The following is a 16254-nucleotide window of genomic DNA, read 5'->3' on the forward strand; positions in this document are numbered from 1 at the left end:
AATCCTGCAGCAACCTCGCCGTCGCACGCTTAACTTTTAACTGTTTGATAATCAAACTTAAACTCCAGGATCTGCATCTATGAGGTATACGGTAGCCTTAACCGGTGGCATTGGCAGTGGTAAAAGTACCGTTGCAAATGCGTTCGCAGACCTCGGAATAAACGTCATTGATGCAGATATTATTGCGCGCCAGGTGGTTGAACCCGGTACCCCAGCCCTTAAGGCGATCGAAGAACATTTTGGTACCGAAGTTATAGCTACCGACGGATCGTTGCAGCGACGCATTTTACGCGAACGCATTTTTTCCAGTCCTGAGGAGAAAAGCTGGCTGAATGCCCTGCTCCATCCGCTTATTCAGCAGGAAACGCAGCGCCAGTTTCAGCAAGCAACCTCCCCTTATCTGTTGTGGGTTGTACCTTTGCTGGTGGAAAATTCGCTGTATAAAAAAGCCAACCGCGTACTCGTGGTGGATGTTACTCCCGAGACACAGCTCAGACGCACTATGCAGCGCGATGACGTCACGCGTGAGCATGTTGAACAAATTCTTGCTGCCCAGGCAACGCGCGAAGCGCGTCTGGCCGTGGCAGACGATGTTATTGATAATAATGGCGCACCGGAGGCCATCGCCTCGGATGTCGCCCGCCTGCACGCGCTCTATCTGCAATGCGCGTTGCAGTTTGTCTCACAGGAAAAACCGTAATGCACACCCAGGTCCTTTTTGAACACCCTCTCAATGAGAAGATGCGTACATGGCTGCGCATAGAGTTTTTAATCCAACAGCTCTCCGTTAATGTACCCATAGCGGACCATGCAGGCGCACTGCATTTTTTCCGCAACATCGGGGACTTACTGGATGTATTTGAACGCGGCGAAGTCCGTACCGAACTCCTCAAAGAGCTGGAAAGACAACAGCGTAAACTCCAGGCCTGGGTTGAAGTTCCCGGCGTCGATCAAAACAGGATCGACGCATTGCGCCAGCAGTTAAAAAGCGCGGGCAGCATTCTGATTTCGGCTCCGCGTATTGGACAGACGCTGCGCGAAGATCGTCTGATTGGCCTTGTACGTCAGCGTTTAAGCATTCCTGGCGGATGCTGCAGCTTCGATCTGCCGACCCTGCATATTTGGTTACATCTACCGCAGTCGCATCGCGACGCGCAGGTTGAAACATGGCTTGCAAGTCTGAATCCGCTCAATCAGGCACTGTCGCTGGTGCTGGATTTAATTCGCAACTCTGCGCCATTCCGTAAGCAAACCAGCTTGAATGGTTTTTATCAGGACAACGGCGAAGATGCCGATCTGCTTCGCTTGCAGCTGCCGCTTGATTCGCAGCTTTATCCGCAAATTTCTGGTCATAAGAGCCGCTTTGCTATTCGCTTTATGCCGCTGGATAGCGAGAATGGCCAGGTGCCTGAGCGTCTCGATTTTGATCTGGCGTGCTGTTAAGGAGTCAACATGTCTGAACAAACCATCGTCAACTGCCCAACCTGCGGCAAACCCGTAGTGTGGGGTGAAATCAGCCCGTTTCGCCCATTCTGCAGCAAGCGCTGCCAGTTAATCGATCTGGGTGAGTGGGCCGCAGAAGAGAAACGTATCCCAAGCTCTGGTGATCTGTCGGAAAACGACGACTGGAGTGAAGAGCAGAAGTAATTCAGCTAAAACGTAGGGCGGGCAAGCGTAGCGACCCCGCCCTAATTTGCCGGATGGTGGGTTGCCTAATCCGGCCTACGAACACCTTTATCCAGCAATCAGCTTTTCAATTACCGGCGCATTCGCAGGCGGAAAATCTTCTGTATTCAGAGCATCTTGCGCAATCCACTGCGCCGGTTGCCCCTCTTTCCCCCACGGTTCGCCTTCCCAGCTTTCAACCAGCCAGAACCACAGAGTGATATGCCGGTCCGGAAACTGGTACTCCAGCTTTTCGAACAGTGAGCTTTGAGTCGGCGTAATGCCTACTTCTTCCTGTAACTCGCGAATCAGCGCCTGCTCCGGCATTTCGCCCGCTTCAATTTTCCCGCCGGGGAACTCCAGCTTATTTGCCATGTGGGCATCAGCCGCACGCTGGGTAATAAAAATTTCATGGTGCTGGTTGCGAATAATCCCGACGGCGATCTGCAGTATTTTCATCTTTATCGTCCATAAAAAAGGCGCAGAATTCTGCGCCTTTTCAGTAAGTTATTTTCTTAACTCAGGCGGCCATGGCACTGTTTGTACTTTTTGCCGGAACCGCAAGGACACGGATCGTTACGACCCACTTTACGATCGCCAGTTTGTGCTGCCAGCTCTTCTGCCGCGGCAGAATCGTCACCTTTATGGCTCAACTGCTGCATCTGCGCTAAACGTTCAGCGTCTTCACGACGTTGCTGCTCCATCGCTTCTACTTCTTCAGGCATACGTACCTGAACTTTGCTCAGGGTGCTGATCACTTCGTACTTCAGTGATTCCAGCATTGATGCAAACATAGAGAAGGATTCACGCTTGTATTCCTGCTTCGGATCTTTTTGCGCATAACCACGCAGGTGGATACCCTGACGCAGGTAGTCCATCGCCGCAAGGTGCTCTTTCCACAGAGAATCGAGAGTTTGCAGCATCACGCCTTTTTCGAAGTGACGCATCATCTCCGCGCCCACAACTTCTTCTTTACGCTGATAAACTTCGATGGCGTTTGCCAGAATACGTTCGCGCAGCGTTTCCTCATGCAGCTCAGGCTCTTTATCCAGCCACTCTGAAATAGGCATTTCCAGATCGAAGTCGTTTTTCAGACGTTCCTGCAGACCCGGGATATCCCACATTTCTTCCAGAGACTGCGGCGGAATATAGGCATCAATTGTCGCTTTGAAGACATCCTCACGGATGCTATTAATGGTTTCGCTAACGTCAGTTACGTCCAGCAGTTCGTTACGCTGGGTGTAGATTGCGCGACGCTGGTCATTGGCAACGTCATCATATTCCAGCAGTTGCTTACGAATATCGAAGTTGCGGCTTTCTACTTTACGCTGCGCGTTTGCAATCGCTTTAGTCACCCACGGGTGTTCAATCGCTTCACCAGGCTTCATGCCCAGTTTACGCATCATGCCGGACACGCGGTCAGAAGCAAAAATACGCATCAGCGCATCTTCCATCGACAGATAGAAACGAGAAGACCCCGCATCCCCCTGACGACCAGAACGACCACGCAGCTGGTTATCTATACGACGAGATTCGTGACGCTCGGTACCGATAATATGTAAACCGCCTGCAGCTAACACCGCATCATGGCGAACCTGCCACTCGGCTTTGATCTGCGCGATTTGTTCTGGAGTCGGGTCCTCCAGCTCGGCAATTTCCGCCTGCCAGCTACCACCCAGCACGATATCGGTACCACGACCCGCCATGTTTGTCGCGATAGTCACGGCGGACGGATAACCCGCCTGGGCGACGATTGCGGCTTCGTTGGCGTGGAACTTGGCGTTCAGAACGTTGTGTTTGATACCCGCCTTGTTCAGCTCATTAGAAACCACTTCCGATTTTTCAATAGAGATAGTACCAACCAGCACCGGCTGGCCATTTGCGGTACGCTCTTTAATATCTTCAATGATCGCCTGAATTTTTTCCGCTTCAGTCATGTACACCAGATCCGGTAAATCCTTACGGATCATCGGGCGGTTGGTCGGCACAACCACGGTATCCAGTTTGTAGATGGAGCTGAATTCAAAGGCTTCAGTGTCTGCTGTACCGGTCATACCGGCCAGTTTTTCGTACAAACGGAAGTAGTTCTGGAAGGTAATAGATGCCAGCGTCTGGTTCTCGTTTTGGATATCTACGCCTTCTTTGGCTTCAACAGCCTGGTGCAGACCATCGGACCAGCGGCGGCCCTGCATAGTACGACCGGTGTGTTCGTCAACGATGATAACTTCGCCGTCTTTCACGATATAGTCAACGTCGCGGGTAAACAACACGTGCGCGCGCAGTGCAGCAGTCACGTGGTGCATCAGCATAATGTTGCCCGGAGAGTACAGCGACTCGCCCTCATCCATAATGCCTTCGTTAACCAACAGCTCTTCAATCAGTACCAGACCACGTTCGGTCAGGTTGACCTGGCGCGCTTTCTCATCAACAGAGAAGTGGCCTTCCCCCTGGAACGTGTCGGAATCGTCCTTCTCCTGACGAATCAGGTGCGGGATGATTTTATTCACTTTTTTATACATTTCCGAGCTGTCTTCAGCCGGACCGGAAATGATCAGCGGCGTACGCGCTTCATCGATCAGGATGGAGTCGACTTCATCGACCAGCGCATAGTGCAGTTTACGCTGAACGCGCTCTTCCGGGCTAAACGCCATGTTGTCGCGCAGGTAGTCAAAGCCGTATTCGTTGTTGGTACCGTAAGTAATATCGGCATTGTAGGCTTCACGCTTGGCTGGCGCAGGCAGGCCAGACATGTTGATACCCACGGTCATGCCGAGGAATTCAAACAGCGGGCGGTTATTTTCGGCGTCACGCTGAGCCAGGTAGTCGTTCACGGTAACCACGTGTACACCTTTCCCGCTTAAGGCGTTGAGGTAGGCTGGCAGCGTTGCGGTAAGGGTTTTACCTTCACCGGTACGCATTTCCGCGATGCAGCGATCGTTAAGCACCATACCACCCAGCAGCTGTACGTCGAAATGACGCATGCCGAACACACGCTTACTCGCTTCGCGGACCACCGCGAACGCTTCCGGGATCAGGCTTTCAACGCTGGCGCCTTTTTCCAGACGGGCGCGGAATTCAGCGGTCTTCGCTTTCAGTTCATCATCGGAGAGTTTTTCCATCTCCGGTTCCATTGCATTGATGACATTGACCACTTTACGCATACGACGCAGCGTACGCTCGTTACGGCTACCGAATACTTTTGTTAATAATTTGATTAGCATAATAAAATCTCAAACGCCCCGCGGTGCGGAGTCAAAAATTATAAGTTGGAAGGTTCTTTTTTAGCTGAGGCGTTGAGGGCCAGCACGGATACCCTGCAGCTGGCTGATCCAGACCGGAACGCTAAATGCGGCCTGAGAGGTAAAATGAGCATATGTCACGCGACTCACGGTCGCGGGCGGTCTGCCTTCTTGCGTCAGCATCGCGCTGAGCGTATTCAGTAACGCAAGATGGTGCGCCTGGATTGGCAACGGCTCTTCGGCAACAGGCAGCGCCTGAGGAGCCATGGCAAAAGAAAGATGGCGAATGACTGTACGAATGGCATGCTGATGCCAGTAGTCAACGGTAAAATTCGGGCGGCGATTGGTCGCCTCCAGCAAAGCAAGCTGGCTAAAGTTAACTTTGGCAGATTGATCGTGATTGCTGGCGGTCGCCTTCGCGGGAGTATTAGGTTCAGCAGCATTACCGAGCGCAGGCAGGCCAAAACTAGCCGCGACCATCCCCAACAGGAGATGCGGCCAGAAGTACCGTCTGCCTAACTGTCGCCAACGCGTCAGTATTCCACTCACGTTATTGCCACCTGATATACCCTGCGTTTGGGGTTACAAATGCAAAACCATTTTTTTGCGCATAAATATTACCATTAAAGCGTACGCTCCACAGCAGTAATGACAGCAAGTCGCGGGTAAATATGCTTAAGAAAGCAGCGATCGAACGGTGTTTTAATCTGTCGGTGGGAAAAAAGTCGCTTCAGATAAGGTGGTTTTGCAATCGAAAGATAAAAAAACGACTGGCTCACCTGGCCGGAGAGAGTGCCAGATTTACCAGTCGAATTTATGCGACAGCGTATGTCGTTATGCCAGTACAGTCGAAGGTGCTTTGAACGCCAACGGCAGTTCTGCATCGTCCTGGAAGGTCACATATTCCCAGGCTTCCTGTTTTGCCAGGACTGCCTGCAATAGTTTGTTATTCAGTGCATGACCGGATTTATACGCGGTGAATGCACCAATAATATTGTGACCACACATGAACAAGTCACCAATCGCGTCGAGCATTTTGTGACGAACGAATTCGTCTTCAAAACGCAGGCCGTCTTCGTTCAATACGCGATAATCGTCAACAACGATGGCACAATCGAAGCTGCCGCCCAGGCACAGGCCGCGGGACTGCAGATATTCGATATCACGCATGAAGCCGAAAGTACGCGCGCGGCTGATCTGGCGCATGAACGCATCCGCAGAGAAGTTCATCGCGTAGCGCTGCGTGCTGGAGTCGATCGCCGGATGGTTAAAGTCGATGGTGAAATCCAACGTAAAACCATTATACGGCTTAAACTCAGCCCACTTATCGCCATCTTCGACACGAACGGTCTCTTTGATGCGAACAAATTTTTTGGCGCTGCTCAGTTCTTCAATACCTGCATCAAGCAGCAAGTAAACGAACGGAGCGGCACTGCCATCCATAATCGGGATTTCCGGGGCGTTAACTTCAATAACGATGTTATCGATACCTAAGCCCGCCAGAGCAGCATTAAGGTGCTCTACGGTTGAAATCCGCACATCATGCTCATTGACCAGACACGTACAGAGCATGGTATCACGCACAGATTTGGCATCGGCCGGGAAATCTACCGGAGGATTCAAGTCGGTGCGACGATAGATGACCCCGGTGTTGGCCGGCGCAGGGCGTAATGTCAGGGTGACTTTTTTGCCGGTATGCAAACCGACGCCAGTCGCCTGAACGATACGTTTAAGAGTCCTTTGTTTGATCATCGTATAATCTCGCCAAATTACCTATCCAACCGAAGTGTACTATACATTCGGTGGGCCAGTTTAGCACAAAGAGCCACAATTCCCAAATTCCAGCTAATTCTTAATCAGCTTGCTTACGCAGGAATGCAGGGATATCCAAATAATCCGGCTCTTTCGTGGTTTGCGGCGTATTGTCGTTAACCACTTTCGCTACCGGTTTCTGCTCTTGCGTCAACGGCGCCATACCGTGCTGCTGGTAACGATCCATTACCGGCTGCTGTACCTGTTTGTTGGTCACCAGAGTGATTTCAGGACGCTTGTCCATACCAATTCCAGTCGCAACAACGGTCACGCGCAATTCGTCGTTCATATCCGGGTCCAGAGAGGTACCGATAACCACAGTTGCGTTATCCGATGCAAAGGCACGAATCGTGTTACCCACGGTTTCGAACTCATCCAGACGCAGGTCGAAGCCCGCAGTAATGTTAACCAGCACGCCGCGTGCGCCGGACAGATCGATATCTTCCAGCAGCGGAGAAGAGATAGCCATTTCAGCCGCTTCTTCTGCACGGTCTTCACCACTCGCCACGCCAGAACCCATCATCGCGTAGCCCATTTCGGACATCACGGTGCGTACGTCTGCAAAGTCGACGTTCATCAGGCCCGGACGAGTAATCAGTTCAGCGATACCCTGGACTGCGCCTTTCAGCACGTCGTTCGCTGCGCCAAATGCATCCAGCAGGGAGATACCACGGCCCAGTACTTTCAGCAGCTTGTCGTTCGGGATAGTGATCAGAGAGTCCACGTGTTTGGACAGCTCGGTGATACCCTGCTCCGCGAATGCCATACGCTTCTTGCCTTCAAAGTTGAAAGGCTTAGTCACGACAGCAACGGTCAGGATACCTAAATCTTTTGCGACTTCAGCTACCACTGGCGCTGCACCGGTACCGGTACCGCCGCCCATGCCAGCTGCGATAAACACCATGTCTGCGCCGTCAAGCGCTGCGCGCAGAGCTTCGCGATCTTCGTCTGCCGCATTACGACCGACTTCCGGGTTTGCACCCGCGCCCAGACCTTTGGTGATGCCGCTACCAATCTGAATGGTCTGTCCAACCGCCGTTTTACGCAACGCCTGAGCGTCGGTATTCACCGCGAAGAATTCAACACCTTCGATGCGCTCACGCACCATGTGTTCAACGGCATTACCGCCGCCGCCACCGACGCCGATGACTTTAATCACCGCGTCGTTGGTTAGTTCCATAGGTTCAAACATAGTTTCTCTCTCCGTTTTACACTTCATCCTTCAAGCCGCCTCTTTGTTGGCTGCCTTCACTCACTCCCGTGACATAGTAAACTATGCTCCAGGAGATTCGCTCAGTTGCCGCCGCGATGCAACTTGAATGACTTTGTGTAGTGCCTGTCGCCTGAGACCGTTAATTTGCGTCGGTCTCTTTAAAAATTAAAACTCTTTACGTAACCAGCTATTCAGTCGCTTGATCCACGATCCGACCGAGGCAGTTACGCGCTTTTCCACTTCAGCCTCACCACTTAAATGGGATTCTTTCCCGTAGTGCAGCAGCCCTACCGCCGTTGAATAATACGGCTCCTGGGCATAATCCGTCAGACCGGTAATATTCAGCGGTGCGCCAATACGTACTTGTGTATGGAACACGCGCTGTGCGCAGGCCGCAAGACCTTCAATTTGCGCAGCACCGCCGGTTAACACAATCCCCGCCGCCAGATGATGTTTCACACCCTGCTGACGAAGCTGTTCTTGTAATTGCAAAATTTCTTCGTTGACCAGGTTGAGCAGCTCGGTATAACGCGGCTCAATGACCTCTGCCAGAGTCTGACGTTGCAGGCTACGCGGCGGACGACCACCAACGCTTGGCACTTCAACGCTCTCGTCTTTACCCACGATGGAACCCAGTGCGCAGCCATGACGCACTTTGATGGCTTCAGCATCGCTCGGCGGCGTACCAAAGGCATACGCGATATCGCTGGTCACGACATTCCCTGCATAAGGGATAACTTTAGTGTGGCGCAACGCCCCGCCAGTATAAACGGCGATGTCCATTGTACCACCACCAATATCCACCACGCAGACACCCAGTTCACGTTCATCTTCCGTCAATACGGAATAACTGGCTGCCAACCCGGCAAAAATCAGTTGGTCAACTTTCAGACCACAACGTTCAACGGCTTTGACAATATTCTTCGCCATGTCGTTGTGGCAGGTAATAAGATGGACTTTTGCCTGCATACGCACACCGGAAAGACCGACCGGATTTTTGATACCTTCCTGGTAGTCGATGGCGTATTCCTGCGGGATGACGTGCAGAACACGATGTTCATCGCGAACGCGTACGGATTTTGCCGTATGTACCACGTTTTCCACATCTTCCTGCGTCACTTCCTCTTCGGAAATGGGCACCATACCAATTTCATTCTGACAGCTAATATGTTTACCGGAAAGCGCCAGATACACTGAAGAGATCTGGCAATCTGCCATCAGTTCAGCCTGGTCAATGGCGCGCTGTACGCACTTCACCACTGACTCAAGGTCATTCACCCCGCCTTTATCCATACCTCGCGATGGGCAACTGCCCACGCCAATGATATTGACCATACCGTCGGGCAGAACTTCCCCTACTAAAGCGGCTACCTTCGCGGTGCCAATCTCCAGTCCAACTACCAGTTTTCTGTCCGTCGCCTTGATCATTGTTGTTCTGCCTGTGCCTGATTCTGTTGCTGATTAGATTCCTCAGTAGGCAAGGGAACCCAGCCTACTGCCGCCCCTGAGTCATAACGCAAATCAACGTAGCTAATCCGTTTGCCATCGGTTTGCGCCTGCTGCTGTAAAACCGGGTAGAGTTCCACAAAGCGAGCCAAACGTTTTATCGTATCGCCCCTGCCCAGATTCAGCTTAATATCGTTATTCAGCGTCAACTGCCAGGAACGACGAGCGGTCATTGCCGCTTCCTTCAGGGTGAATCTGTCCTTAGCCAGCACCTGCCCCATATCGCGGAACCCTTGCAGCACTTCACTTGCGCTGCCTTCCGGTCCGTACAACATAGGTAATACCTGCTTATTGGCCCGACCGGTTGGGACACTGAAGGTATTTCCTTCGGCATCCACCATATGTTGGTCATTCCAACGCGCTATTGGCACATATTCAACCAGATGAATCTTCAATTCATCAGGCCATTGCTTTCTAACGCTCGCCTGTTTGATCCAGGGGAGGCGTTCAATCTGGCTCTGGATGATGTTCACATCCTGAGTCATAAATGTTCCCGGAGCGCCCAGCGCCAGGATGGACTGACGGATATCATCATTGCGTGTGTAATGCCGTTCACCGGTTAACACCAGTTTTGACAATGGCAGGCGCTGCGCATCTTCCATCCATCCCAACACTACCCAGCCGCTGACAAACACGGTGCACAGCACTGTCAGCAGGAACAGTATTCCTGCAAGACGCGTTCCATTATTGCGGCGTGAGGAGTTTACTTCGTCTTCATCACCGTTTCGCGTGTTCAGCGCAGCCTGCGACATATCAGTCCGCCAACTCCAGAATTCTTACCACCAACTGCGAGAAGCTCAGGCCCGCCTGACGCGCCGCCATCGGCACCAGACTGTGACTGGTCATACCCGGAGAGGTATTCGCTTCCAGCAGATAAAACTGGCCATCGCTGTCCAGCATGACGTCAATGCGACCCCAACCTTTACAGCCCAATGCAGTCCACGCTTTCAGGACTAATTCCTGTAAAAAGGCTTCTTGTTCGACTTCCAGACCAGCAGGGCAGAAATATTGTGTCTCATCAGAGAGATACTTCGCCTCATAATCATAGAAGGTTCCCGCGGGTTGGATACGTATTGACGGTAAAATTTCTTCGCCAAGTATCGCAACTGTAAATTCCGGGCCACTGAGCCATTTTTCAATCAGTACTTCTTCATCATGCTGAAAAGCCAATGCTAATGCACCCTGCAAAGCATTTTCTTCTTCAACTTTTGACATCCCTACGCTGGAACCTTCACGGCTTGGCTTTACAATCAGCGGCAAGCCTAACGCAGAAATTTTTGTAACTGCTTCATCGCTAAGACCTTTTTCGAACTCAGCGCGGGTCAGCGCAACCCATGGGGCGACGGGTAAACCTGCGCCCTGCCACAGCAGCTTGCTGCGCAGTTTGTCCATGGAAATCGCGGAAGCCATGACGCCGCTGCCGGTATACGGCAGGCCAATCAGCTCCAGCATGCCCTGCAATGTGCCATCTTCACCGCCACGACCATGCAGCGCAATAAACACCTTCTGAAACCCCATAGATTTCAAAAGAGTGACATCGACCTCTTTAGGGTCAACCGGATGGGCATCTACACCACCTTCGCGTAACCCTGCCAATACGGCCGCGCCTGAATTCAGCGATACTTCACGTTCAGCGGAGGTTCCCCCTAACAGGACCGCGATTTTATCAGCCATGTTGTTCTTCCTCCGGGTTTTGCGGCTTCAGTTTGATTTCAGCTAAGGAACGCGCGATTTTGCCGATATTTCCAGCGCCCTGCACCAAAATCAGATCGTTGCCGGTTAATACGGGTGCCAGCATTTCTGCCACCTGGGCCGGATCGGATACCAGAATCGGATCGATCTTACCGCGGCCACGAATCGTACGGCACAACGAGCGGCTGTCGGCCCCCGGAATCGCGGCTTCGCCCGCGGCATACACATCCAGCATCAACAGCGCATCGACCTGGGTCAGCACGTTGGCAAAGTCGTCGTACAGATCGCGAGTACGCGTAAACCGGTGCGGCTGGAACAGCATCACCAGGTTTTTGTCCGGCCAACCCGCGCGCGCGGCTTTAATCGTAGCGTCCACTTCCGTTGGGTGGTGGCCATAATCATCAACCAGCATCGCGGTCCCGGCTTTACCGTTCACCGGCTCAAGCGGGAATTCGCCGAGGAAGTCAAAACGACGTCCGGTACCCTGGAAACTTTCCAGCGCGCGCAGAATAGCGTCGTCTTCAATACCTTCTTCCGTCGCGACCGCCACTGCCGCCGCCGCGTTCAGTGCATTGTGACGACCCGGCGCGTTTAACGTAACACGTAAATCGGCTATCCCCTGACGCACCAGCGTGAAGTGTCCTTGTGGACCAATCTGCTGGTAATCTTCAACGCGCACATCGGCATCATCACTGAAACCATAGGTTGTGGTTTGACGGCCAACTCGCGGTAACAGTTCGCGGATAACCGGATCGTCAACGCACATCACCGCACGACCATAAAACGGCAAGTTATGCAGGAAATTAATAAACGTCTGCTTTAAATTTTCGAAGTCGCCATGGTAGGTATCCATATGATCGGCTTCGATATTGGTGACAATCGCCACCATTGGCTGCAAATGCAGGAACGACGCGTCGCTCTCGTCTGCTTCGGCAATCAAATAACGGCTATGACCCAGGCGCGCATGCACGCCTGCGGCCTTCACCAGACCGCCGTTGACAAAAGTGGGATCCAGACCCGCTTCCGCGTAGATGCTGGAGACCATTGCCGTAGTCGTGGTTTTACCGTGCGTCCCGGCAATAGCAATACCGTGACGAAAACGCATTAACTCCGCCAGCATTTCAGCACGACGAATCACCGGAATACGTGCTTCATGCGCTGCAACAATTTCCGGGTTATCCGCAGAAATAGCGCTGGATACCACCACCACGCTCGCATCGCGCACGTTTTCCGGGCGATGGTTGAAGAAAATCGTGGCACCCAGATTCGTCAACTGCTGCGTCACAGGATTCGGCGCTAAGTCAGAACCGCTGATCTGATAACCTTCATTGGCCAAAACTTCGGCAATACCGCCCATACCAGCACCACCGATGCCGACAAAGTGAATGTGCCGAACGCGACGCATTTCGGGCACGATGGAACGCAGTTTTGCCAGTTGTTGTGTATTCATTCTTTAGCCATTAACTTCTTAGTTCATGCGATGCAAAAGGCATCACCACAATTACGCCCGGGCAGCCCGGCTCACTTCATTTGCAACGCGCTCTGTGGCATCCGGTATGGATGCGGCGCGCGCACGTTCTGCCATGGTTAATAACGTTTCTCGCGACCACCCGGCAAGGGTGCTGGCGACGGCATCCACAGTAAACTGCGGCTGCTCCAGAATTTTGGCGGCGCCCGCTTTCTCCAGCGGCAGCGCATTCCAATACTGCTGTCTGTCTTTGTGCTGGAACGGCACAAACAGCGCAGGCAAACCTGCGGCGGCAATTTCGCTCACCGTCAGCGCGCCTGAGCGACAAACCACGACATCAGCCCACGCGTAGGCCGCTGCCATATCATCAATAAACTCAGTGACCTTGTGCTGCGGTTGTCCCGCGTCGGCATACGCCTGTTCAACGGTCTGCTGCGCGCCTTTGCCGCTCTGATGCCAGATAGTCACCGCGCCGCCAAGCTTTGCGGCAACCTGCGGCATCGTCTGGTTCAGTACGCGTGCGCCCTGAGATCCCCCGACGACCAATACACGAACCGGACCTTCACGCCCGGCCAGACGCACTTTTGGCAACGGCAGCGCCAGCACGTCAGTGCGCACCGGGTTACCTACCACTTCCGCATTCGGGAAAGCACCAGGAAAAGCCTGCATCACCGTAGTGGCAATCTTCGCCAGCCATTTGTTAGTTAATCCCGCAATGCCGTTCTGCTCATGCAGTACAACCGGAATACCTAATGACCAGGCCGCCAGACCGCCAGGGCCAGACACGTAGCCGCCCATACCCAGCACCACATCGGGTTTAAACTGCTTCATGATGGCGCGCGCCTGACGCCAGGCATTAAAAATACGCACAGGTGCGGCAAGCAGCGCATTGACGCCTTTACCACGCAAACCGGAGATACGAATAAAGTCAATTTCAATGCCGTGTTTCGGCACTAAGTCCGCTTCCATACGATCGGCGGTGCCCAGCCAACGAACCTGCCAGCCCTGGGCCATTAAATGGTGCGCGACCGCCAGCCCCGGGAACACATGCCCGCCGGTACCGCCTGCCATCACCATTAACCGCTTCGGTTGACCACTCATCGTGCACCTCGTGTAAACGCCTGGGCTTTTTCCAGACGCGTTTCATAATCAATACGTAACAAAAACATGATGGCCGTCGACATAATCAACAAACTTGAACCACCATAACTGATCAGCGGCAGCGTCAGACCTTTGGTTGGCAGCATACCCGCCGCCGCACCGACGTTTACCAGTGCCTGGAAGCTAAACCAGATCCCGATTGAGCAGGCTAAAAAGCCTGAAAAACGGTGGTCAATTTCCAACGCCTTACGGCCAATCGACATCGCGCGAAAAGCGACGAAGAATACCATTAAAAGTGCCAATACCACACCGATATAACCCAGCTCTTCCCCAATGATGGCGAAGATGAAGTCGGTGTGCGCTTCTGGTAAATACTCCAGTTTTTGGACTGAATTACCTAAGCCCTGCCCCCAAACCTCACCGCGACCAAAGGCCATCAGGGATTGCGTCAGCTGGTAGCCACTGCCGAACGGATCTTCCCATGGGTTCCAGAAGGAGGTTACGCGGCGAATACGATACGGTTCGGCAAGGATCAGCAGCACGACCGCCGAAATCCCCATGCCGATGATGGCGATGAACTGCCACAGTTTCGCTCCGGCGAGAAACAGCATCGCCAGGGTAGTGACGAACAGCACCACCACCGTACCAAGGTCAGGCTGTGCCAGCAGTAAAATAGCCAGCACCAGAATTACGCCCATCGGTTTTAAGAAACCGCGCAGGTTGTTACGCACTTCATCAACTTTACGCACCAGGTAGTTGGCGAGGTAACAGAACAGCGACAGCTTGGTAAATTCCGCAGGCTGAATACGCAGCGGCCCCAGCGCAATCCAGCGCGACGCCCCGTTAACGGAGCTACCCACCACCAGCACAATCAGCAGCATGATGATCGAGGCTATCAGCATCGTCGTACTGTACTTTTGCCAGAACTCCATCGGCAGACGCAGCGTCACCATCGCCAGACAGAAGGCGAGGAAGATGTACAGTGCGTCACGCTTAGCAAACAGGAAAGGATCGCCCGCCAGGCGTTGCCCTACGGGCATCGATGCCGATGTCACCATCACAAAACCGATCGCTGCCAGACCAAAGGTCAACCACAGCAGCATGCGGTCATACATGATCAGGCTGTCCGCGTCTTTATCACGCGAAGCCATCACCCAGCCTTTAAGTGCCGCGAAGACCCACGCCAGGATACCCAGTCCCGGTAAGCGCGGCATTCTCAGACGAGGGAGAGATAAGCGCATCAACCCAACTCCTTCGCCAGGCGGGTAAAGACGTCACCGCGTTGCTCAAAGTTCTTGAACTGGTCAAGGCTGGCGCAGGCGGGCGACAGCAGCACCATATCGCCCGTCTTCACGTGCGGTGCGAGCAGACGCATTGCCTGCTCCATGGTTTCAGTTTGTTCCGTAACGTCAGGTCGCAGAGCGGCAAGCTGCGCGCCATCGCGACCAAAGCAATACAGACGAATGTTGTCGCCGGTCAGGTATCGTTGCAGCGGCGTAAAGTCAGCGGATTTCCCGTCTCCCCCCAGCAACAGGTGCAACGTACCGTCAACGTGCAGGCCATTCAGCGCGGCTTCAGTGCTGCCGACGTTGGTGGCTTTAGAATCGTTAATCCAGCGCACGCCGTTGTGCTCAAGCACAGTCTGGAAACGGTGCGCCAGACCGGTAAACGTGGTCAGTGCTTTAAGGCTCGACGCCCGCGGCAGACCCGCAGCATCCGCCAGCGCCAGCGCAGCCAGGGCGTTGGTATAGTTATGCTGACCGGAAAGCGTCATCTCTTTCACGTTAAGAACTTTTTCACCCTTCACTCGCAGCCAGGTTTCGCCCTGCTGACGGTTCAGGTGATAGTCACCCATGTTGATGCCAAAGCTCACGCAACGCTCATCCGCCCCGCGAACCGGCATGGTCAGCGCATCATCAGCGTTGACCACACACACTTTCGCGTTTTCATAGACGCGCAGTTTGGCCGCACGGTACTGCTGCAAGCCAAACGGATATCTGTCCATATGGTCTTCGGTGACATTCAAAATGGTAGCGGCTACGGCTTGTAAGCTGGAGGTCGTTTCCAGTTGGAAGCTCGACAGTTCCAGAACATACAGCTCACGTTCGTCATCCAGCAGCATCAGCGCGGGCAGGCCAATATTACCGCCAACCCCCACGTTCACACCGGCCGCTTTCGCCATCTCACCTACCAGCGTAGTGACTGTGCTTTTCCCGTTGGAACCGGTGATCGCGACGATCGGTGCCTGTGCTTCACGACAGAACAGCTCAATGTCGCCGACAATTTCAATTCCCGCATCGGCGGCGGCGCTCAACGAAGGATGCGCCAGGGCAATACCAGGGCTGGCGACAATAAGATCAGCGGCCAGCAGCCAGTCATCATTCAGACTGCCAACATGACGCTCAACCGCTTCCGGTAATTTGTCCAGGCCCGGCGGCGTCGCGCGTGTATCCATTACGCGCGGCGTCACGCCACGCGCCAGGAAGAAATCCACGCAGGACAGCCCGGTCAAACCCAGACCGATAATGACGACTTTTTTACCCTGGTAATCAGCCATG

The 16254-nt window shown here is 53.4% G+C and carries 15 protein-coding genes; 3 read left to right on the plus strand and 12 right to left on the minus strand.

All coding sequences use genetic code 11. The features are described from left to right. The first annotated feature begins 79 nt into the window (after positions 1-79). Genes coaE through yacG form a run of 3 tightly spaced genes read left to right on the plus strand, consistent with a single transcriptional unit; the run spans position 80 to position 1647 of the window. On the plus strand, positions 80-700 hold the full coding sequence (gene coaE / locus HV314_RS20820; RefSeq protein ID WP_046275369.1) for a dephospho-CoA kinase: 621 nt from the start codon (positions 80-82) through the stop codon (positions 698-700). Then, on the plus strand, positions 700-1443 hold the full coding sequence (gene zapD / locus HV314_RS20825) for a cell division protein ZapD (protein ID WP_016151705.1): 744 nt from the start codon (positions 700-702) through the stop codon (positions 1441-1443). The genes coaE and zapD overlap by 1 nt, the downstream gene beginning before the upstream one ends. A 9-nt stretch (positions 1444-1452) precedes the next feature. Then, the gene (gene yacG, locus HV314_RS20830; protein WP_049269180.1) at positions 1453-1647 is read left to right on the plus strand and encodes a DNA gyrase inhibitor YacG; all 195 of its coding nucleotides are present in this window, start codon (positions 1453-1455) and stop codon (positions 1645-1647) included. A gap of 87 nt (positions 1648-1734) precedes the next feature. On the opposite strand, the gene mutT is transcribed toward yacG, so the two are convergent. The 12 genes from mutT to murD all read right to left on the minus strand — a co-directional run bounded on the left by mutT (position 1735) and on the right by murD (position 16253). Then, positions 1735-2124, minus strand: coding sequence for an 8-oxo-dGTP diphosphatase MutT (mutT, locus tag HV314_RS20835; protein ID WP_181546603.1), 390 nt, complete (start codon positions 2122-2124; stop codon positions 1735-1737). 56 nt (positions 2125-2180) lie between these two features. Continuing rightward, positions 2181-4886 (minus strand): preprotein translocase subunit SecA, encoded by a 2706-nt coding sequence (gene secA / locus HV314_RS20840; protein WP_016151702.1) that lies wholly within the window; start codon positions 4884-4886, stop codon positions 2181-2183. Between the two features lie 60 nt (positions 4887-4946). After that, on the minus strand, positions 4947-5453 hold the full coding sequence (gene secM, locus HV314_RS20845) for a secA translation cis-regulator SecM (RefSeq protein ID WP_029139762.1): 507 nt from the start codon (positions 5451-5453) through the stop codon (positions 4947-4949). Positions 5454-5738: 285 nt separating this feature from the next. Beyond that, positions 5739-6656 carry a UDP-3-O-acyl-N-acetylglucosamine deacetylase gene (lpxC, locus tag HV314_RS20850; RefSeq protein ID WP_006686706.1) on the minus strand — a complete coding sequence of 306 codons (918 nt, stop codon included), beginning with the start codon at positions 6654-6656 and terminating at the stop codon, positions 5739-5741. A gap of 100 nt (positions 6657-6756) precedes the next feature. After that, positions 6757-7908 (minus strand): cell division protein FtsZ, encoded by a 1152-nt coding sequence (ftsZ, locus tag HV314_RS20855; RefSeq protein WP_003018753.1) that lies wholly within the window; start codon positions 7906-7908, stop codon positions 6757-6759. A gap of 186 nt (positions 7909-8094) precedes the next feature. Next, positions 8095-9357, minus strand: a complete 1263-nt coding sequence (gene ftsA, locus HV314_RS20860; protein WP_003018755.1) for a cell division protein FtsA — start codon at positions 9355-9357, stop codon at positions 8095-8097. Then, positions 9354-10187: a cell division protein FtsQ gene (gene ftsQ, locus HV314_RS20865; protein ID WP_181546605.1), complete on the minus strand. Its 834-nt coding sequence runs from the start codon at positions 10185-10187 to the stop codon at positions 9354-9356. Before ftsQ ends, ftsA begins: the two co-directional genes overlap by 4 nt. Position 10188: 1 nt before the next feature. After that, a complete protein-coding gene (locus HV314_RS20870) occupies positions 10189-11109 on the minus strand; it encodes a D-alanine--D-alanine ligase (protein ID WP_016151699.1) in 921 nt (306 codons plus the stop codon). Further along, positions 11102-12577 (minus strand): UDP-N-acetylmuramate--L-alanine ligase, encoded by a 1476-nt coding sequence (gene murC / locus HV314_RS20875; RefSeq protein WP_046275372.1) that lies wholly within the window; start codon positions 12575-12577, stop codon positions 11102-11104. The genes HV314_RS20870 and murC overlap by 8 nt, the downstream gene beginning before the upstream one ends. A 51-nt stretch (positions 12578-12628) precedes the next feature. Beyond that, positions 12629-13696 (minus strand): undecaprenyldiphospho-muramoylpentapeptide beta-N-acetylglucosaminyltransferase, encoded by a 1068-nt coding sequence (gene murG / locus HV314_RS20880; protein WP_019078373.1) that lies wholly within the window; start codon positions 13694-13696, stop codon positions 12629-12631. After that, the gene (gene ftsW / locus HV314_RS20885; RefSeq protein WP_016151696.1) at positions 13693-14937 is read right to left on the minus strand and encodes a cell division protein FtsW; all 1245 of its coding nucleotides are present in this window, start codon (positions 14935-14937) and stop codon (positions 13693-13695) included. The genes murG and ftsW overlap by 4 nt, the downstream gene beginning before the upstream one ends. Next, positions 14937-16253, minus strand: a complete 1317-nt coding sequence (gene murD / locus HV314_RS20890; protein WP_181546298.1) for a UDP-N-acetylmuramoyl-L-alanine--D-glutamate ligase — start codon at positions 16251-16253, stop codon at positions 14937-14939. The genes ftsW and murD overlap by 1 nt, the downstream gene beginning before the upstream one ends. Position 16254 lies beyond the last annotated feature (1 nt).

Source organism: Citrobacter sp. RHBSTW-00887 (assembly GCF_013728095.1).
Classification (GTDB): Bacteria; Pseudomonadota; Gammaproteobacteria; order Enterobacterales; family Enterobacteriaceae; genus Citrobacter; species Citrobacter braakii.